17 protein-coding genes are annotated in these 20,195 nt (G+C 38.3%); 10 read left to right on the top strand and 7 right to left on the bottom strand.

The window, feature by feature from the left end:
* Positions 1 to 175: 175 nt before the first annotated feature.
* From QNJ50_RS13615 to cobD, 7 genes are all read left to right on the top strand, one after another.
* Positions 176 to 1,531: a folylpolyglutamate synthase/dihydrofolate synthase family protein gene (locus QNJ50_RS13615; RefSeq protein WP_300636026.1), complete on the top strand. Its 1,356-nt coding sequence runs from the start codon at positions 176 to 178 to the stop codon at positions 1,529 to 1,531.
* Positions 1,532 to 2,552: 1,021 nt separating this feature from the next.
* Positions 2,553 to 3,659 carry a type IV pilus biogenesis protein PilM gene (locus QNJ50_RS13610; RefSeq protein WP_300636024.1) on the top strand — a complete coding sequence of 369 codons (1,107 nt, stop codon included), beginning with the start codon at positions 2,553 to 2,555 and terminating at the stop codon, positions 3,657 to 3,659.
* Between the two features lie 105 nt (positions 3,660 to 3,764).
* On the top strand, positions 3,765 to 4,529 hold the full coding sequence (locus QNJ50_RS13605; protein WP_300636022.1) for a PilN domain-containing protein: 765 nt from the start codon (positions 3,765 to 3,767) through the stop codon (positions 4,527 to 4,529).
* Positions 4,526 to 5,293 carry a pilus assembly protein PilO gene (locus QNJ50_RS13600; RefSeq protein WP_300636020.1) on the top strand — a complete coding sequence of 256 codons (768 nt, stop codon included), beginning with the start codon at positions 4,526 to 4,528 and terminating at the stop codon, positions 5,291 to 5,293. The genes QNJ50_RS13605 and QNJ50_RS13600 overlap by 4 nt, the downstream gene beginning before the upstream one ends.
* Positions 5,294 to 5,652: 359 nt before the next feature.
* The gene (locus QNJ50_RS13595) at positions 5,653 to 8,016 is read left to right on the top strand and encodes a type IV pilus secretin family protein (RefSeq protein ID WP_300636018.1); all 2,364 of its coding nucleotides are present in this window, start codon (positions 5,653 to 5,655) and stop codon (positions 8,014 to 8,016) included.
* 702 nt (positions 8,017 to 8,718) lie between these two features.
* Positions 8,719 to 9,003 (top strand): HU family DNA-binding protein, encoded by a 285-nt coding sequence (locus QNJ50_RS13590; protein WP_027846537.1) that lies wholly within the window; start codon positions 8,719 to 8,721, stop codon positions 9,001 to 9,003.
* A 26-nt stretch (positions 9,004 to 9,029) separates the two neighbouring features.
* Positions 9,030 to 10,157 (top strand): threonine-phosphate decarboxylase CobD, encoded by a 1,128-nt coding sequence (cobD, locus tag QNJ50_RS13585; RefSeq protein WP_300636055.1) that lies wholly within the window; start codon positions 9,030 to 9,032, stop codon positions 10,155 to 10,157.
* Positions 10,158 to 10,347: 190 nt separating this feature from the next.
* Here cobD and aat read toward each other — a convergent pair whose 3' ends face one another.
* Entirely contained in the window at positions 10,348 to 10,926 is a 579-nt protein-coding gene (gene aat / locus QNJ50_RS13580) for a leucyl/phenylalanyl-tRNA--protein transferase (RefSeq protein ID WP_300636015.1), read from the bottom strand.
* 563 nt (positions 10,927 to 11,489) lie between these two features.
* Here aat and QNJ50_RS13575 point away from each other — a divergent pair.
* Complete coding sequence (locus QNJ50_RS13575; RefSeq protein WP_300636013.1) at positions 11,490 to 11,819, top strand: hypothetical protein; 330 nt, start codon at positions 11,490 to 11,492, stop codon at positions 11,817 to 11,819.
* 104 nt (positions 11,820 to 11,923) lie between these two features.
* Here QNJ50_RS13575 and rpsN read toward each other — a convergent pair whose 3' ends face one another.
* The 5 genes from rpsN to QNJ50_RS13550 all read right to left on the bottom strand — a co-directional run bounded on the left by rpsN (position 11,924) and on the right by QNJ50_RS13550 (position 17,301).
* A complete protein-coding gene (gene rpsN / locus QNJ50_RS13570; protein WP_058183439.1) occupies positions 11,924 to 12,226 on the bottom strand; it encodes a 30S ribosomal protein S14 in 303 nt (100 codons plus the stop codon).
* 218 nt (positions 12,227 to 12,444) lie between these two features.
* Positions 12,445 to 13,101: an endonuclease III gene (gene nth / locus QNJ50_RS13565; RefSeq protein ID WP_300636009.1), complete on the bottom strand. Its 657-nt coding sequence runs from the start codon at positions 13,099 to 13,101 to the stop codon at positions 12,445 to 12,447.
* Positions 13,102 to 13,172: 71 nt separating this feature from the next.
* Entirely contained in the window at positions 13,173 to 14,267 is a 1,095-nt protein-coding gene (rseP, locus tag QNJ50_RS13560) for an RIP metalloprotease RseP (RefSeq protein WP_300636007.1), read from the bottom strand.
* A 493-nt stretch (positions 14,268 to 14,760) separates the two neighbouring features.
* Positions 14,761 to 16,041, bottom strand: coding sequence for a serine--tRNA ligase (gene serS, locus QNJ50_RS13555; RefSeq protein ID WP_300636005.1), 1,281 nt, complete (start codon positions 16,039 to 16,041; stop codon positions 14,761 to 14,763).
* Positions 16,042 to 16,719: 678 nt separating this feature from the next.
* A complete protein-coding gene (locus QNJ50_RS13550) occupies positions 16,720 to 17,301 on the bottom strand; it encodes a DUF3611 family protein (protein ID WP_300636003.1) in 582 nt (193 codons plus the stop codon).
* Between the two features lie 918 nt (positions 17,302 to 18,219).
* Here QNJ50_RS13550 and QNJ50_RS13545 point away from each other — a divergent pair.
* Positions 18,220 to 18,567, top strand: coding sequence for a PadR family transcriptional regulator (locus tag QNJ50_RS13545; protein ID WP_027843223.1), 348 nt, complete (start codon positions 18,220 to 18,222; stop codon positions 18,565 to 18,567).
* Between the two features lie 50 nt (positions 18,568 to 18,617).
* Entirely contained in the window at positions 18,618 to 19,148 is a 531-nt protein-coding gene (locus QNJ50_RS13540) for a cofactor assembly of complex C subunit B (protein WP_300636000.1), read from the top strand.
* A 494-nt stretch (positions 19,149 to 19,642) separates the two neighbouring features.
* On the opposite strand, the gene QNJ50_RS13535 is transcribed toward QNJ50_RS13540, so the two are convergent.
* Positions 19,643 to 19,966 carry a DUF3155 domain-containing protein gene (locus tag QNJ50_RS13535; RefSeq protein WP_300635998.1) on the bottom strand — a complete coding sequence of 108 codons (324 nt, stop codon included), beginning with the start codon at positions 19,964 to 19,966 and terminating at the stop codon, positions 19,643 to 19,645.
* Positions 19,967 to 20,195: the final 229 nt, after the last annotated feature.

Here is a 20,195-nt window from a genome sequence, read left to right as displayed (position 1 = left end):
AAAATACGTTGTTTCAGACTATTGTCAATAATTCCATAATTAAAGTAATTGCATAAAAGGTATCGGAAAATTGATGTTTAATACCTAAAATACATACTTCATATTTTCCTCATTCTGTCAATGCGTAAGTCCTAATAAATTAAAAAAAATAAACTTAAAAATAAAAACGGTTTTCGTGGATATTGATTCTTTACTAACACCTTTTAATCATTTTGGCGTTAATCTTGGACTTGAGAGAATTCTGCAGCTCTTAAAAAATCTTGGTAATCCTCACAAATCTGTTCCAGTAATTCATGTTGCTGGTACTAATGGTAAAGGTTCGGTATGTGCTTATTTGTCTTCTATTCTCACTGCTGCAGGTTATCGTACTGGTCGTTATACCTCTCCTCATTTGATTGATTGGACGGAACGAATTTGCTTAGATGAACAGCCCATTCGCACCGAGGAATTACAGCAAGTATTACTAGAAGTTAAAGCTGCGATCACAACGCGCGGGGCGAACGCAACGCGCGGGGCGAACGCAACGCGCGGGGCGAATGATTCAGAGAACTCTTCACCAACTCAATTTGAAGTTTTAACTGCTGCTGCTTGGTTATATTTTGCTCAACAGAAAGTTGATGTTGCTGTTGTGGAAGTTGGTTTGGGGGGACGTTTAGATGCAACTAACGTCTGCGAAGAGCCTTTAGTGACAATTGTTACTTCGATTAGTTTCGACCATGTGCAGGTACTCGGGTCAAAAATTAGTGATATTGCCAGAGAAAAGGCTGGTATCCTCAAATATAAATGCCCCGTTGTTATGGCACCATTACCAGCAGATGCTGAAACAGTAGTACGATCGCGCGCTGAAGAGTTGGAATGTCCAATCATTTCCCCTTGTATTGCTCATCAAATTAGTCCAACCCTGGCAGAGTATCATTACTCGCAAAGTAAAGGAAAAGATATCAAAAATTATCAATCTCTTCAATATCCTTTGTCTTTACATGGAGCAATTCAACTGACAAATTCTAGCTTAGCCCTAGCTGCGGTAGAAATATTGCAAAACCAGGGTTGGTTGATTTCTGAATCAGCAATTATTGCTGGGATGGAAAAAACTAAATGGTTGGGACGAATGCAATGGACCACTTGGAAAGATAAAAAATTCACAGATCGAAGATTATTAGTTGATGGTGCTCACAACCCAGCTTCAGCGAAAGCTTTACGAGATTATGTTGACACACTTGGGGTTAAATCGATTTTTTGGGTGATGGGAATGCTTTCTACTAAAGACCATACCCAAGTTTTTCAAGCATTACTCCGACCTGAAGATAAACTGTATCTGCTTCCTGTTGCAGACCATAGTTCAGCCCAACCTGAGAATTTAGCAAAACTAGCAGCAGAAGTTTGTCCGCGATTGAAATCCTGTAATGTTCATACAGATTTATTTTCAGCTTTAGATACAGCTTTTAGTGAAAGCGATCAAAGTCAAGATTTAGTAGTTCTGTGTGGTTCGCTGTATTTAGTGGGATATTTTTTCGCCAATCGAAGTAATTAACAACAATGAAGCAATAGTAAGCTTAAATATTTGCTTCACAGAGTGGTTTGCGAACTGCTGTATTTTAATGACCTATCTCCTCAACTCTAAAGTAGGTAAGTTTGAGTGTCGATCGATTTGCGGCTGATATATTTTTATCTTTCAGGGTAAGTGCGTTGAATAATATCTAATGCCAACGCTTTTAAATATTTTTTCACCATCAACAAAAATACCAAAGCAACCCTTAACAAACTTAAATAAAGGTGAGTTTGAAGAATTTACAAATTTTAAATTTAAAAATTTTAGTCAATTATGTTAATTCCGTATAAGTACTGGGTACTTTATTAATAACTGTCTGTTTTAATGAATCGGTGTTATAAATGATTAACTAGTTAATTAATTTACAGCAAATACTTACCTGTAAAATATTAAGCTGGTCTGAATTACAAATATATGAGTAGGAGGAATATCTATATTTTTGTCATCTTATATCTAACTTCAAACAATAATGCCTTGTAAGAAATTAGCAATAATTTGCTTTTGAAATTCTCTTGAAAAAGATTGAATAATTGAATTAAATATTATTTTGTAGCTTTATTGTCTATTTAGCTGTGATTTTATTGTGCTTTAATAGGCTTTTTAGTCCTGATTTTACTTTTTTACACTTGACCCGTTTCGAGTCATAATTAAATTTTGCAAAAGTAAACAAGCCTAAACAAGTACAAAATACCGATTATTTTATCTGTCTGAACTAGCCATAAATTTTTTCTTGGCAAGGCAGATTCTTCACCCCAATTATACCTGTTTAGTGATTTTGTCATTTTTAAGGAATCAAACAGTTAATCGTTCTGGTTATATATTTTAAGAATTTATAAGCCGAACTGTTGACTATTTAAGGTTGAATTTAGTTTTTTTAAAACTTATTGACAACTTATCTGGAATTGTTGTTAGAGGTTGGTTTGACCTCCAAGTATCATTTATATTTTCATCTCATTTTCATCCAATTTACATTTTCTTTTTTAGAAGTCCTGCGGACAAAGCCGTGATTAAAAGTTTAAATAGTTTCTTTAGTAAATCTAATCAAGGTGTCGGAATTGAACTTGCTCCTCAAAGAGTAAATCTAGTTCAGTTACGCAAACAACGTCAAGGTTTGAAAATAGAAGCTTTGACATCTGTAAGCGTACCGGAAGATGTATTTACAGAAGGTCAAATCATCGATCCTCCGACTATGGCACAAATTATTCAGGAGGCATTGATTCAAAGTAAAGTTAAAGCTTCCCGCGTCGCAACTGCTGTATCTGGGAGAGACTCTATTATCCGATTAATACCCGTACCAGCAGAGTTGGATGATAAAGAACTACGAGAGATGGTACTCAACCATGAGGCTAGTTTGTATTTGCCATATCCCCGTGAAGAGGCTGATGTTGACTATCAAAAGCTTGGATATTTTGTTGATGAAGATGGAATTGAAAAAGTACAGGTACTTTTAGTTGCTACCCGTAAAGAAATTACCGATACCTATGTCAATACATTTGAACAAGCTGGCTTACAAGTCGATATTCTGGAAATCAATAGCTTTGCTTTAATTCGAACCATTAGGGACCAATTACGGCAATTTGACCGGGAAGAAGCCGTGGTATTAGTCGATATCGAATTTGATAGCACCGAAATTGCAATCATAGTGAATGGAGTACCCCAGTTTTCACGGACTGTACCAATTGGGACATTTCAACTCCAATTAGCTTTATCAAAAGCAATGAGTTTACCTACATCCAGAGATATGGAATTACTTGAAAGTATGACTATTCCCACTACACCAATGGAAGCGGGAAAAACAGGTCAAACTGAAGTAAATCCTGGTATGGCATCTGTGATCAGGGTATTGGGAGAAATTACCGACGAACTTCGTCGTTCTATCGATTTCTACCTCAATCAAAGTGAAAATTTAGAGGTTGCACAACTCATTTTGGCTGGACCGGGAGGTGGATTAAAAGATTTGGATGAATTTTTTACACAGCGTTTAAGTTTACCAACAGTTCAAATAGATCCCGTAGAATCACTATCAATAGAGTTAGATGAATCCGAATATAGTACAGTACAACGTCCTGGCTTGGGGGTTGTGCTCGGTTTGGGGATGCGGGAAGTTTAAAGAGTTCAAATTGTTGCTTAACTTTTTACTGGACTCATAAATGAATATTTACCAAAAATATTTATCGAAAGCTTTGCCACTATGAGAGGGGTATGACATCACACAATGTACAGTCTAGATATCAACTTTCTTCAAGACCGTCCATCCCATCGGAAAAAATCTGAAAGTAAAGTCAAAAGTACTACTTCAGGCGGGGAGTTAATACCCTTATTTATCGGACTCGCAGTTGCAACATGTCTTCCTGTGTTTGTTGGTGGTGCTTGGTATATTTTAAGTGCTCAAAACAACAGCCTAGAATCAGAAATAGCTGAGCTAGAAGCAGAAAATCAACAGCTAGAAACAGAAATAGGAGACATAAATAAAATCAAAGCGGAGACTGACAAGATTAAGGGAGAAAATCAAGCCCTAGTAACGGTATTCGACCAGATCCGTCCTTGGTCTGCAATGTTACAAGATTTACGCGACCGCATTCCGGGAAGGGTACAACTGGAAAATATTGAGCAAACACCACCAGCAGAAACAGATGGAAATAAACCCAATTCAGCTGGAGCCGTCAAGTTAAGTGGATATGCTCGATCGTTTAATGACGTTAATGATTTTTTGTTGAGCTTACAACAGTCTCGCTTATTTAAACCTTCAGAAAGTAGAATTTTGAGTGCGGAATTAGTAGATGCTCCTATCCCTCCGGAAGTTAGTCAGTCTGAGAATAGCGAACTAATTAAATTACCAAAGGTAGTTAGATACGAAATTCAATCCAGTTTAAGTGATGTTCCAGCTTCGGAATTGATGCGTGAATTGGAACAAAAAGGGACAGTTGGGCTAGTAGCCAGGATACGTAGTCTGCAAGGAACAGGAATTCTGCAAAAATGACACTGAGTGAAGATCTTAACTTTATTGAAGAGCAAGGCGGAGGATTTGAAGATGATTCTTCTAATTATCCCGTCGTATTTGGGGTGACACTAACTCCAAAAGTTGGTGGTATCTTGATTGGCTTATTAGGGTTAGCAGGAGCAGCTTACATGCTCATGAACCTGTTAATGCCAACTTGGGAAACATTTCAAGAAAAGCAAACACAAAAAAGCGAACTAAAAACACAAATTGAGAATAAAAAAGCCAGTATCGATAGCATTGATGAAGTTAAAGAAGAATTAGCACAAACTAAGCAACAACAGATTCAGGTTTTATCGGTATTTGCAAATGAGAAAACCCTTGACACTTTACTTATAGACTTAAACCGATTGGTGGAAGCAGGAAATTCTCAATTATCAACCAATGCAATAAAGGCAAAACTCCAAAAGTTTGCACCTGGTGAAAACCAACCCCAAACAATAACTGATGGTTCTCTCGGTGCGGAGGTAGACGGTAAGTTAAAAAGCAGCACTACCAATATTGAAATAATAGGAACTTATGAGCAAACTCAATCTATTATTCGTAACATTGAGCGCTTACAACCATTACTAATTGTTAAAGAATATAAATCAGTGTTGGAATCCGATCCTGTTGATAGGGACGGAAAAGTAAAACCCAGGGTAGGTGGTGCACCAATCAAAACCTCTTTTTTACTAGAAGCCTTAATGCCCATGAACCCAGAAGAAATTGCAGCAGCAGCGAAAGCCGCAGAAGCAGAGCAGTAAATACAAATACCCTTGTTAAGTAATATGTGGGTGAATTTTTGGTTTGCAGTTGTGCTTAGGGAGTGCGCTAAAGCGCAACTACAAACCTAGGTATGATTATGATTATGATTAAAGACTTACAATTTCTATTTTTATTCATTTACTATTTCTTCTGATTTGTATTAAAGGTAAATCTAAAACTTTAAAGTCAAAATAAAATCTAAAATTTTAAACTCAATTTTTTATTCAGCTTTAAATTCAGCAAGTTAAATTCAAGATTTAAAATCCAATTTTTTTAATTCAAATTTTTAATTAAAATTTTTCAACTTAAACTTTTTAATTCAGATTAACCCTATTATTTTTTAAGTGAGGAATGGACTGTGAAACAGCTTCACGGTAACAATATTATTTTAGGTACTGCCGCAACTATACTTCTTGTAGCTCAACCTGTTTGGGGACAAACTGCTCGAATTACTGGAGTGAATTTAAAGCCAGTTGATAATGGAATAAGCCTGAAGTTAAAAACATCCTCCAGTAAGCGTCCGCAGGTATTTACCACTAAAAGAGGAAATGTTTTAGTTGCAGATGTTATTAATACTCAATTAAAGTTACCCGAAGGCGATAGCTTCAGTCAGGAAAATCCTGCACCAGGAATTGCTTTAGTTACGATTAATCAACTCGATGCAAATAGCATTCGGGTATTAGTAACTGGTACTGAAAATGTTCCCAATAGTCTACCCATAGCCCGTAAAAAAGATGGTGTGACTCTGAATTTTGGAGCTTCTCCTGCAGCCGCATCTGCTCCATCTGCAAATCCCAGACCAATTGCAAATAATACTCCTGCTCCCCCTGCTCCTCCTTCTAGAGTAACTGCTCCTAAACCTCAAGTAGATATCAACACCACTCCAGCTCAACCAGCAGGTCCAGGTCAGCCCTCTACACCTGCTCCACCATTTCTTCCCAGGGCTGTTGCTCCACCAGTTGGAGATATTGCTATTTCGAATATTGATGCTTCTCCTAGCGTCATCGATCTAGGTACTCAGGAACGGGTTCCTCGTTTGGTATTACGGGATGCTCCAGTACGTGAAGTATTGTCACTACTAGCCCGTGCAGCCGGAATGAATTTGGCTTACACCACAGCCGGAGCAGATAAAGAAGAAAATTCTCAAACACAAGCTAATGGTGTGGAAGGACCAACAATATCTTTGGATATTGAAAATGAGCCCGTACAGGATGTTTTTAACTACGTTTTGCGCTTGAGTGGTTTGGAAGGAAATCGTAGTGGTCGAACCATTTTTGTGGGTCCAAATCTACCCAATTCCACCCGTGATGTGGTGATGCGCAACATGAGACTCAATCAAGTTTCTGTAGATGTTGCGTTAAACTTTCTAGTTGGTATGGGTGCAGAAAGTGCAGTAAGTCGAGAACGACAGGTTACTAGTGTCAGCGCCGTACCTGTAGGTAGTGGTGGAACTCCTATTACTCAAACACAGACAACCACAGAAACTAAAATCGAACGCTTAACCCTTGAAGACTCAAAATACACAAATCCTATACTTAGAGGCTTGCAAGCACTAGGAGACGAACGCACAAATTCAGTCACTTTGATTGGTAGTCCAAGGTTAATTGAAATGGCGATGACGCAATTAACTCAACTTGATGTTCGTCGTCGTCAAGTAGTAGTTAATGTCAAGATTGTTGACGTCAGTCTCTCAAATATTAAAGATTTTAACAGTAGTTTTTCTTTTGGTGTAGGGAATAATTTCTTTTCTAATGATGGTGGTGCTGCTGTAGTTAATTTTGGTGGTGTTAATCCACCCAATAATTCTGAAGTAATTAATAGTAGGCTAACGCCTACAATAACTGGAGCCCCATTTCCAGAAGGTGTAGAAGTTGAACCTTTTTTAGATGCTCAGCCTAATGCGCCATTCGGTACTGGGACACCACAGCAATTTGGTAATCCCAGTGGTCAGACTGGAAACACTCAGTTACCGCTTGGAACCTATCCCCGTCCTAATTTTGGTACTAATGAGAATCCGCTACAACCTGGTGTCACAGACATTGCTGAGGATAGTGTAGAATTTAGCGTGCCAGGACTATTTAAATATCCCAAACGCTTCTTAGCAACCTTACAAGCCCAAGTACAAAGTGGAAATGCAAAAATCTTGACTGATCCTACTTTAATTGTTCAGGAAGGTCAGCAAGCACAGGTAAACTTAACCGAGGAAGTTGTTGGTCAGACAAGTATAACCATAACTGACACCTCTGGTGGATCGAGGGAAACACAGGAAGTGAGTAAAGAAGAAGTAGGTTTAACTCTTGGTGTAAAGATAGAACGCATTGATGATAATGGTTTTGTTTCTCTTTCGGTTGCCCCTAATGTAAGCGCACCTGTACGTGAAGTAAATACAGGGAATGGCTTAGTGACTTTAGTTTCTAAACGCTCGCTTCAATCAGGTTTAGTTAGGCTGCGAGATGGTCAGACTCTCATTCTAAGTGGAATTATCCGAGATAGAGACCGTACAAGCGTTTCTAAAGTCCCAATTTTGGGCGATATCCCTCTATTGGGTTCGTTGTTTAGAAAGACAAATAAAACAAGCGATCGCCAAGAAGTAATTGTTTTACTAACACCTCAAGTCATGGATGACACCCAAAACTCATCTTTTGGCTACAACTACAAGCCTAGTCCTTCTGTAAGACAAATGCTAGAACGTCGAGGCTTAAAAATTCCTCGTAGGAAATAAAAATTTATAAACATATTGATTTTTGAATATTTTGGATTGAATGGAGAGAACAGGAAGCGGGGAACAGGGAAAAGATTTTTCATTCATCTCATGATAGGAATAGGAGTATTTTGTGTTGCTGCATTCCCACTCATAACTTCCATTGAGATAGTACGAACTTAGTTTATAACCTGAAGATTGACTCCTGACTTCTGACTTCTGAATTCTGTAGAGACGCGACATGTCGCGTCTCTACGAATTCTGACTCCTGACCCCTGACTCCTGAATTCTAATTAATTTCTCAAAAGGCGTTGCAATAAACTGTTTCTTGGACTATTGTTAAAAATATTTTGTAAAGAATTGTCACCTCTTTACAATTCCATTAAATTTCGATTTTTTATCCCCTAGTTTGCCCTATTCCTTTCGGGATAGGGGTTTTTACTAAGTATTTTTTCCTACTCGGAGGTGGGTTTTTAGGAAAACAACAGCCAGAAAATAACAACGAATCCTGAAATCTATATAAATTAATGGTTTCATCTATCCACTTCTGGCTTGTACCTATTAGAATGATTCATTGAAAAGTTCAGCCAACAGGAGTTACAGCCCTTTTAGGCATAAATACTCAAAAAAACTTTTTTTGGTAAATCTCTAAACAGAGATTTCAGTAAACATACGTCTGGATGTATCAATAAATAATCTCAAGTAAATTTCAAGGAGTTTGACATGAATAAAGGTGAATTAGTTGATGCTGTATCTGAAAAGGCTAGCGTAACCAAAAAGCAAGCTGATGCAGTCCTTAGCGCAGCATTAGAGACCATCATTGAAGCTGTTTCCTCTGGCGATAAGGTCACCCTAGTTGGATTTGGTTCTTTTGAGTCACGGGAACGTAAAGCTCGTGAAGGTCGTAACCCCAAAACCAATGAAAAAATGGAAATCCCCGCAACTAAGGTTCCCGCCTTCTCTGCAGGAAAAATGTTCAGAGAAAGAGTTGCGCCCCCAAAATCATAACTAGTCTTGGGAGCAACTACTTTTTGGTGCGGCAAAGAGGACATGGGGGTAATCTAGTTTGGGCAGCTGCGATCACTGGCTGTCCACAGGATTTGATTCTGGATTTTTCTGCCAGTATTAGCCCCTTGGGACCTCCCCATAGCAGTTTAACTGCTATTTCGTCTCACATGGGTTATATAAAGCACTATCCAGACCCTAATTACACAGAACTCAGACGAGCACTGAGTCAATATCACCAACTGAGTTATGAGTGGATTTTGCCCGGTAACGGTTCTGCAGAATTACTTACGTATGTTGGTAGAGAATTTGCCAAATTTGCCGCAACAGCTTTAATTACTCCAGCCTTTGGCGATTATTATCGAGCATTAGCTGCTTATGATGCGAAAGTACTGGAGTTTCCTTTTTCTTTGGCAAGACAAAATCATGCTAAAGAAGAAGGAAATTGGGAAGACATGGAAAAGGTAAGTTTTACTCAACCTTTGTCTTCTCTTCCTCTTAACGATTTTGCTTTATCTTCAAGGCATGGCTTGCTGCTTAATAACCCTCATAATCCAACCGGAAAGTTGTGGTCGCGGCAAGCAATTCTGCCCTACCTGGAGAAATTACCTTTAGTTGTAGTTGATGAAGCTTTTATGGATTTTTTACCGCCAGACCAAGAGCAAAGCTTAATTGGGATGGTGGAAAAATATCCAAATTTAATTATTTTGCGATCGCTAACTAAGTTTTACAGTATGGCAGGGTTACGCTTGGGATATGCAATTGCTCATCCTGACTACTTGAGTCGTTGGGATAGATGGCGCGATCCTTGGTCTGTAAATTCTTTAGCTGTAGCTGCAGCGATCGCAGCTTTGAAAGATAAGGATTTTCAAAACCAAACTTGGGAATGGCTTGCACCGACACGCAAAAAATTGTTTCAAAATCTAGCCAGTTTACCCGGATTGGAACCTTTACCTGGTGCTGCAAATTTCTTACTGGTGCGTTCCCAGCACAGTGTTATCCAACTTCAAGAACGCTTGCTCAAGGAACATCACATTTTGATCCGTAACTGCAAGAGTTTTGCCGAACTAGGAGATAATTATTTTCGGGTTGCTGTGTTGAATGATGAGAATAATCAACGTTTAATAAAAGCTCTGTCATTGGTTTTGGGAAATTAAATAATTGAAATTTCCTAAGTTTAATTATTTGTGAGCTTGTTAATATTACGGGAAGTTAGAATGCAATATTATTGAGGCGATTAGCTGCGATTTGGATATCATCTTGCGATTTGGATATCATTTATGGTGATGGAGTTTTGCGTTAAAAGGGAACAGGGAACGGGAAATAGAAAACAGATAATTCTTCAGGCTATACAAAACTTAATTGAGTCATTGCTACAGCTTTAGTAAGTAAATCTTGATATTCTAAATCGCCAATACCATAAGCCCCAAATCTTTCTAAGTGGGGATTCATCATTTGAGCATCAAATATAATAAATTTCTTTTCTCGCAGTCTTTCTACTAGCTTTACCATAGCAACTTTAGAACCGTCGGGTATGCGGTAAAACATTGATTCGCCAATGAAAGCACCGCCGATCGCAATTCCGAGAATTCCCCCTGCAAGTTCATCCCCTTCCCAAGTTTCAAAGCTATGCGCCCAACCACTGTGGTGTAATTCTTGATAAATTTCTTTTAACTCGGGTGAAATCCAGGTGGTATCCCGATCGGCACAACCATTAACAACAGATTGAAAGTCACGATTAATAGCAACGCTAAACTTATTTTGATTGATAACACGTCGTAAAGATTTAGGATAACGGAAACCTTCATCCAAAGGAATTAAAGTGCGATCGCGGCTGCCATACCATCCCAAGTTATTATCATCATCACCCATCAGGAAATAGCCTTGGGCATACCCTTCAATGATGGCAGAGACATTATATCTCATAGATTACAAGCCAGATAAAATGCGAATAAACACCTCGTATTGAAGTGATTTAGCAATCAATTCTAAATCATTATATAAAAATTAATATTCACAAAAATTAATGTTTGTATCACTCAAATTTGTAAAGTTTTTTATTTTCTAAGCTCTGAGGAAAAACAGAACCAAAATCTTTATCCTGACAAGTCAAAATATGATTATTTTAAGTATCATTTTTTTAGTAGTTCTCCAAAAGTGAAAGATATCGATCTACAGATAATTTTCTGTGAAGTATATTTTTGATATGTCTCCTTGATATATCTCTTTGAAATATATAGGAATCATATTTGAATTTTGTTGACGGTTAGCCTGCGCTTCGCGCTTAAAGATACATAGGGTGTGTTAGCGATAGCGTAACGCAGCACTCATAAGCTTTTGGTGTTTTACGAAGTTCCGTCTAACAGACCTTACAATACTTAATTATTTTCAATAATCAAACCATAATCCTATATGTGTGAAATCAAACCTGTTTTAATTTATTTGAGTTTAATTTGTTTGAGTTTGCGTTAAATACAAAACATAAAAAAATGACTGAACCAATTCCACCAATCACCCTACCACCAGCAGAAAATCCCGAGCAGGAGGGAGAATGGTTACAAACAAGTTTACATTCTTGGCTGAATACTGAATTTATTCCCGAAGCTATCAATGAAGAAATAGCACAACGAGCAGCACAAATTTTTATGCGCCAAAGAATGGAAGGAGAAAACGATTTAGGTTCTCTAACGATCGCAATTGTGACTGAAATGCAGTCCTTTGATTTTTCCAAAAGTTTCTATGGAGAGTTTGCGATCGCTAATGCTGTTAGCGATCTTCTTTTGGAAAGTTTAGGGATTGATAAATGTTGCGGACAATAAAAACTAAAAAGTAAAGAGTTAGGAGTAAAAAGTAAAATTATTAGATTACTTCTTACTTCTTACTTCTTACTTCTTACTTCTTACTTCTTACTTCTTACTTTTATTTACCAGCTAGACTTAACTACACCTGGTAAAAGTCCTTGGTGCGCCCAATCTCTCAGTACATTTCGGCAAAGACCAAAGTCACGGTAAACACCTCTAGGACGACCAGTCACCCAGCAACGATTCTGGCGACGAGTAGGAGAACTATTACGGGGAAGACGTTGGATTTTCCGGTGGATTTCCAGCTTATCCAATGGGTCTTCTGTAGTTCTAAACTCTTCTAGCAATGCTTCCCGCTTAGCTGCGTACTTTGCTACTAACTTAGCGCGCTTTTTTTCGCGCTCAACCATACCTTTTTTTGCCATAAGTTCTAGTAGTTGTTTTATAAAACAGCACAGTCTATTTTAGCGAATGGAATGCCTTGTGACATAAATTCTAGAAATTGATTACTAGAAATTGATTACCGGAAATTGGTAATTAGAAATTGGTAATTAGAAATTGGTAGTTAGAAACTAGCGATCAGGTAATTCTCACCCAAGCAAAATTTTTCACCAATTACCCGTTACCTATTACCCATTACCCATTACCCAATATTAGCCGAAGGACAAATATCCGCTAACTGACAAACCTCACAAGCAGGAGAACGCGCCTTACATATAGCTCGACCATGGTATATCAACCTGATAGACCAATTTTCCCAATCTGCTTGCGGTAAAAGTTTCATTAAATCGCGTTCGATGCGGACAGCATCTTGATGCTTGGTAAAACCCAAGCGTTGACTTAAACGTTTAACGTGAGTATCTACAGTGACTCCTGCATTAATCCCAAATGCATGGGCAAGAACAACATTAGCAGTTTTTCTCGCAACACCAGAAAGCTGCAATAAATCTTCCATACGTCCGGGAACCTGACCGTCAAATTCATCAACTATTTTTCGACAAGCAGCTCGGATATTTTTAGCTTTATTACGATAAAAACCTGTGGAACGCACTAATTGCTCTAACTCTTCTAAATCAGCATTTGCTAAGCTTTCTGCATCGGGAAATCGCGCAAACAAATCGGGTGTCACCTTATTCACACGCTCATCCGTACACTGAGCGGAAAGAATAGTTGCGACTAATAACTGCACCGGTGAGTTGTGGGTTAAAGAACAAGTTGCATCCGGATACAAACGCTTCAAGCGTATAAGAATCTCCAGCGCCCTAATTTTTTGAGATGAACGTTTTGTTTTACCACTCACCTGCTTTTGCACCCATAAATAAATAATTAATGATTTTTGGGTATTATAGACGTTCTTATCCCCTGAGAAATCTAATTGAGTGCTTGATATAAAAGCTGGGTAGTCTCTTTAACAATAAGAAAAATCCCCAATCCTAGAATCAGCACAAAACCCGTTCCCATGACTCCTTCTTGAATCTTGCTGGGTAATGGCTTACCCATTACACCTTCAATCATTAGAAAAGCTAATTGTCCCCCATCCAAAGCAGGTAAAGGCAAAATATTAATAATTGCTAGGTTGATGCTAATTAAAGCAGCAAAGAAAAATAAATTTCCGACATCATTTTGAGCAATGTTAGCCCCAATTTCTACAATTTTAACTGGTCCTGCCAGGTCGTTAGCTGTTTCTTGGAAGTTAGTAGCTAATTGACCAAAACCTTGAAATGTCATGGTAACGATGCGCTGAAACTCAGTAGCACCAAGACTAAAAGCTTTGACAACATCCCGTACTGGTTTGCGCTCAGTTTTAACATTAGGTGTCAATCCAACTCCAATAGTACCGCCACTAGTTTTAGCTTCAGGAACTACGGTTAAAGATAGTTGTTCTTCACCACGGGAAATTTGTAGTTGGATTTCTTTTCCAGCATTATTTTTGACGATTTTCTGAAAACTTTCTATTTCTGTTGGCGAATCATCAAATTGCTGGCTGTTTGCTGCTAAGACTACATCTCCTACTTTAATTCCTGCATCAGTCGCTGCAGAACTTACTTCTGGTGCGAGTTGTTCGATGACAATACCAGGCTTAGTATCAACAATTTGCTGGATACCAACAAAGCTCACTTGAGATACTAATAACAAATAAGCAAATATTAAGTTTGCTATCACTCCAGCACTGATGACAATTGCCCGATCTAAGATAGGGCGGTTGCTTAATAAATTAGGGTCATTACGAGGAATATCACTATCCGGGTCATCGTCAGGAAAAGCTACAAATCCACCCAAAGGAAAAGCCCGAACAGCATATTCTGTTTTCGCTCCCTCATATTTCAAAATTATTGGACCAAAACCAATTGAAAATCGGTTAACGTGAATCCCTTGGAAGCGAGCTGCAAGAAAATGTCCGAGTTCGTGGACAAAAACTAAAACCAGCACAACTGCGATCGCCGCGAAAGCTGCTAAAACTGACATAGGAATAACTAGTGAATTTATTGGGTTATAGTTACAGGTTTTACAGAAAAATATTGCATTTTACTATACAACCTTCTGTTTGCAAGATATTCTTCTTACAAGCACAGTTATATGCCACTTACCAAAGCCCTGAAAGAGCAATGTAGCGGCTTAATTACTTCCCTCATCAATAGATTAGGAAATACATATTCTTATTTTAAGATCTGTTACAGCCCGGAATGGGTTCGAATGATATTTTTTGGGGATTAGCTATTAGGGATTAGGGATTGGGGGATTAGCATTAGGGCTTAGCTAGCTAGCGCAAGCGTACCGTTAGGTATTGCGTGACGCGTGCGTGGGGCGTAAGTACAGACATTGAGCGTGTCTACAGCGTCATATAAGGGATTAGGAATTAGTGATGAGAGATTTATGATTAATAATCGTTCAAATCGTTCAGAATTTATTTTCCCAACCCTAGTCGCCAATCCCTAGTCGCCAGTCCCCAGTCCCTACTTCACAATATCTCCCGCTTCAAATAAGGTTGTAGTGCTTTTGGTACTCTGACAGTTCCGTCTGGTTGTTGATAATTTTCCAAAATTGCTGCCATTGTTCTTCCTACTGCTAAACCAGAGCCGTTAAGAGTATGGACAAATTGGGTTCCCTTTTTACCAGTTTCTTTAAAGCGAATATTGCCCCTTCGTGCTTGGAAGTCTATACAGTTAGAACAACTAGAAATTTCTCGATAAGTACCGGCTGAAGGTAACCAAACTTCTAAATCATAGGTTTTGGTTGAGGAAAATCCCAAATCTCCGGTACACAATTCTAATACTCGATAAGGTAACTCCAATGCTTCTAAAATAGCTGCTGCATCTTTGAGTATTTTTTCTAATTCCTCAAAAGAATCATCTGGAGCGACAAATTTTACTAATTCTACTTTATTGAATTGGTGTAAACGAATTAAACCGCGCATATCGCGCCCATAACTTCCAGCTTCTCTACGAAAACAGGGAGTGTAAGCACAGTGATAAATTGGTAAGTCCTCCGCAGATAAAATTTCTCCTCGATAAAGGTTGACCAAAGACACTTCTGCAGTCGGTGCTAACCACAAATCATCAGCCCCACATTTGAAACTTTCTTCAGCAAATTTGGGTAACTGTCCGCTTGCTGTCAAAGATTCAGTGTTTACTAAAACTGGTGGAATAACTTCCAAATATCCAGCTTCTATCTGACGATCGAGCATAAATTGAATTAACGCCCTTTCTAATGCTGCACCAGCCCCAAACAGTGCTACAAAACGGCTTTGTGCTATCTTTACAGCCCGTTCAACATTGAGAATACCTAATTTATCAGCAATTTCCCAATGGGGAAGTATATTCTCATTTTTGGGAATGTATTCATCTCCCCAACGTCGAATCTCTACATTTTCTTCCTCGCTCTTACCCACAGGAGTTGAGTCACCGGGTAAATTAGGAAGAGCCAATAAAAGCTCCTCGATTTTACCCAACAGTTCTTTTTCTTGAGGTTCTAGCTGACCGATTTCAGCCTTAATGGAAGAGCCTTCCTCCCGTAAAGCTTTAATTTCATCACCTTTAGGGTCGCTACCCGCTTTGATTTTTGTCGGGATAGTTTTAGCAATTTCATTGCTGCGTGCTTGAAGTTGGTTCCGCTTCCCTTCTAATTCGCGTTGTTTTTGATTCAACTCAATTATCGGTTGAAGGTCGTAGCGATCGCCACGAAGAGCCAACTTTTCTTGCACAAATGCTGGGTTTTCCCTTATTTGCTTGATATCGAGCACGGATTTTTCTCAGTTTTCTGCTAAATTATTGATTGTCTGCCAACACAACAGAATATAGCAATTTTGACTGACTGTAACTGCTGTATTAAAGAAGGTTAGAAATATATGCTCTTCATTTTTATAGTTATGGAGTAATTTTTTGCTATTTTCTCTTTGCTCCATAGTTATACCAAATCCTATTTTGGTACCTGTTAATTCAATACGGTTCAGTTAAGGTTTAACCATGATTATTTTGGGCATGCAGAGACGCCGCAGGCTCTGCAACGTCTCTACAGGATTTTTAGGAAAACGAATCCGTCATATTTAATGGGACAGACCACTAGAACCTACATTTTAGTTCCAAAGGTTTTCTGAAGGATTTCATCGCACTACATCTTCTGGTCATGATTTTCCTGTTCGCTGTTCCCTTTGAAGCAAAACATTATGTCCTAATTTATGTGCTTACTGTCATGGGACACAAAAAACCGATCAATTAAAAAATCAACGAAAAATAAAAAAACAAATGAAAAAGGAAAGTCTATTGACTAGATTCTCCTTCATATTCATTTATTTAGAATTTACTCAGTTTTACAAAAATCGATTTACTTTCCCGATATTTAGTACTCATATTTTAGTACCAATGTTTTTATCAACATATTTTGATTAGTGGAGAATTATTAAATATTTTCCCTAATCTACCTACCGGGTTATGCGATTAAGCAACCAAACGGAAGCCACTAACCCAGCAAAATGTGCTGTAATCGTGTTGGTGTTTGCTTGAACGACAAGAAGATCTAAAGCTTGAACAGTTTGGCTGGGGTCACGTTGAGTAAAAACTCCAGTACTTATTGGCTGCGAAGTTAGGGCTTTAGCAAATAAAGTACCAATAATTGCCTGTGCGCCGAATAAAGTCAACAGCATACCAACAAAATGCACTATCATCCCCAATCGTAAAACTTGCACTGTTTCAGCTTTGCGTGGACGATTGACAGGATTAGCAGATAAAAGTTTTCTGCCAGTTTGCATGTAACGAAAAGCAATAAATACACCCCCCATTAAGGCAACGATTCCAGCAAAAGCAAAGAATACACCAAATCCAGTGCCTGGATTATTGTTTCTACCTCCAGTTCCTTGACTGAAAATAGCAAATAGTAAAATTCCTCCCGCTATGACACCTAGCACCAATTGAGTCCAAAAACTTATCCAACCAGTAAGGCGAAAAGTTTGACCGATTGAGCGGATATTCGTAGAAGAGGATTGGGTATCGGACCTATCTGACATATACTGAACGCCCACGTGCTAGGCGTTTGATAAATTCACTATGACACTTATCACATTGCTTTCATAATATTTCAAGTACGCTTTCATAATATTTCAAGTACGCAGAATCTGTAATTAATACTGATAATTATGTTTGAATTGATTAACCAAAACTCGACCAAAGTGATGAGATTAAACCCTTTACTTGCATGATACTTGTGGCTATTTAAGTTCTAGTAATCCTTTTGCATTGGTTTATTACCATTGAGGTAACGCCATCATAGGGAGTAAAACTTCATAAATTACATCGGTAAGGGAGTAAATTATATCTAAAATTAATTTTTTGAAAATGTTGCACATAACTATCAGGCTGCAGATTATCTACAATCATTTGATATCAACTCAAATACCTCTGTGAGGAGTTACACCCTGCTGACACTAAAAAAAATATTTACACTGTAGTAAGTGTAGGTACGAGAAGTCTAGCTAACAAAGGCTTAAGTACAAGTACTTTGAAATAAACAGCAAAAGATGCTTCATCTTTAACCAGTAATACTGGGATAATTACCGTCAAACAAAGTATTTGTTAATTTTTATGTAAAAAAACGCATTTTGCCTTTAAAATTGCTTAGGTGCCATTTTATGCTTAGGCAGTCCTCACACGCTCGGCATCACTCGACACACAGACGGTAGCAATGCTGCTGTCAGCAAATGCTCCTCACATGCAGCCTATAGGTTGAGTAATTGTATACTCTTATAGCCCCTGTGCTGCCTAATCTTTCCCTAAGGTGTTAGTGTAAACATTACTTTATTCCGTTTGCGGTTTGGCAATTCAGTTTAAGTAGCGTTATACACTTACTTATTGAGGGATTGCACTATATACTCACAATCGAGATTTAGGCTCAATCATCGGGCATATTTTTTAGCCATTCATTAACCATGAGACTTGAGGATATATATCAGTACTTTGAGAATCCTCCGCCAACTTACCTTTGTCAAGAACTAGCAGTCTGTTATATATTGTATGTTTTGTTACAAGGGGAATCATACGGAACCGAGTTGATCCAAAAACTAGAAACCGAATACACCACCTATCGACTTTCAGATACAGTGCTTTATAGTGCAATCAAATTTTTGGAAGACGAAAAGGCTATAACCGGTTATTGGAAAAAACTCGAGGGACGCGGACGTCCTCGACGGATGTACCAAGTTTCTCCCCAATGGCAAACTCAAGCACAAGACTTAGCAAATCTATGGCAACAGTACATCAGTAAGAGGACAAATTAGCCAATAATTAATAATGAACAAGTCGCCTCCATTACGGAACTAAATTAGCCATGGATACCCCTATCCTGCCATCTACGTTGTTGCTAACTTTATTGCTTTGTGTCGGTCAATTCTTCTTTATTCGTGCATCGACTAAAGACCGTACACAAACAGCCCAACTGGCATCAGAAAAAGATGAAGCTACTTTAATGCCTCAGTTGCAGGATTATTTTAAAGCGAGGTCTTACCGAGTGACAGCGGTAGACCCGCAAGCGAACCAAGTGACCATGACTGGCTTTGTCAGACCTAGCTGGTTTCTAGCTGTTTTTCTCACGCTATTATCAGCAATTGGTTTATTGTGTATTTCGCTGGTTTTATCGCAGCTTTTCCCCCGCTTCAGTATTGCTTTTTTGGGGATAGTCTTACTTTCACCTGCAAGCGGTATATTTTATTGGAAAAAAGCTAAAAAGCTTGAGAATGTTTTGCTTCGACTGGAAGCAAGCGATAGCAAACAAAAATTCCCAAGCAAAATAACTGTAATAGCCCACCGGGATGAACTCATAGAGTTACAGCGGACATTACAGTTGAAAACTGTTGAATAACTCAATACTGTTCGTAACAAGCCTGGGAGTTTGAGTTTCAGTTCTTGAAAGACAGAAAATTGGGAGAATTACAAACAAAAACTTTATGAATCTCCACGATGTAATATCGTGGAGAAAAACAATCTTTCTTGAAAGAGTACACTTAGTGACAAGACGAGCATACTAAGGTTAGGGTAGCTCGGAAGCATTTACAACAAATTACCCCAGGCAATATCGTGGATGATATACCAACGCTTTACTTGGGATAATTTGCTTCATTGCGATTGTTTGGTGCATTCTTTTGTGTCAAAATCTACCCCGTAACAAAACGGCAGTTGAGGGTAGTCAAAATTGCCCTTAATTCATTAAGGAACTAATTTACTGGCAATCTTGCAAAAAAGTTTAAAAAAATCTGAATTTTAGATGCAAACTAAGCACTTTTGCCAGTTAATAGTTTTTAAGAACTGTATTCAAACTCTAAAGGAGAGACAAAAATAAAATTATCGCCCCTTTGACTAACGAACAGCAGCTACAACGGCTAGCATTTCTCGAGTAGAATCCTCCTCTAATGTCCTCAAACTAGGGAATAAAAAGTGGTTTTCTTCAACGTATTGAGCACCGAACAGTCCTTTTTCTGCCCAAAAATAACGATCGGTTGTATGCTCATTACGCTTTACAAGTAACAAAGCTGGTGGGACAATACCTTCTGCTTGAATAAATTTCCTTGCTGCTGTTACAGGCTTATCATCGCCACTTTCTATGCTAAACTGAGGCACATTCTCTAAAATACGACGTCCTTCTTGGCGACGACGACTCTTGCGCTTGCGTCTCCTAGCCAACCTATTTTCCTCCTCTTTCAAGCTTAATAGATTGTAGTGATAGCTACAAAACCCGTCGTAATTATAAAAGTTTTAAACCTAAAAATCAACTGCTTTTAACTTTTGCATACCATAGAAATAATATCTTTAAACGAATATAAACCATTAGAATATTGATATATAATACATTTGGGGAATGCGTAACTTTCAGTGATTTAATTAATCTTTATAGGAAGAGAAAAACAAATAT

It is taken from the genome of Mastigocoleus sp. MO_188.B34 (assembly GCF_030065675.1).
In the GTDB taxonomy this organism is placed as follows: domain Bacteria; phylum Cyanobacteriota; class Cyanobacteriia; order Cyanobacteriales; family Nostocaceae; genus Mastigocoleus.
The sequence above is the reverse complement of the archived record's forward strand: the minus strand, read 5'-3'. Positions and strand labels throughout refer to the sequence as shown.

Bases quoted from the DNA above. Each gene is read 5' to 3' on its own strand.
- QNJ50_RS13605 (WP_300636022.1), top strand. From the start codon at position 3,765: ATGTACAGTCTAGATATCAACTTTCTTCAAGACCGTCCATCCCATCGG.
- QNJ50_RS13600 (WP_300636020.1), top strand. From the start codon at position 4,526: ATGACACTGAGTGAAGATCTTAACTTTATTGAAGAGCAAGGCGGAGGA.
- QNJ50_RS13590 (WP_027846537.1), top strand. From the start codon at position 8,719: ATGAATAAAGGTGAATTAGTTGATGCTGTATCTGAAAAGGCTAGCGTA.
- aat (WP_300636015.1), bottom strand. From the start codon at position 10,926: ATGAGATATAATGTCTCTGCCATCATTGAAGGGTATGCCCAAGGCTAT.
- QNJ50_RS13575 (WP_300636013.1), top strand. From the start codon at position 11,490: ATGACTGAACCAATTCCACCAATCACCCTACCACCAGCAGAAAATCCC.
- rpsN (WP_058183439.1), bottom strand. From the start codon at position 12,226: ATGGCAAAAAAAGGTATGGTTGAGCGCGAAAAAAAGCGCGCTAAGTTA.
- rseP (WP_300636007.1), bottom strand. From the start codon at position 14,267: ATGTCAGTTTTAGCAGCTTTCGCGGCGATCGCAGTTGTGCTGGTTTTA.
- QNJ50_RS13550 (WP_300636003.1), bottom strand. From the start codon at position 17,301: ATGTCAGATAGGTCCGATACCCAATCCTCTTCTACGAATATCCGCTCA.
- QNJ50_RS13545 (WP_027843223.1), top strand. From the start codon at position 18,220: ATGAGACTTGAGGATATATATCAGTACTTTGAGAATCCTCCGCCAACT.
- QNJ50_RS13540 (WP_300636000.1), top strand. From the start codon at position 18,618: ATGGATACCCCTATCCTGCCATCTACGTTGTTGCTAACTTTATTGCTT.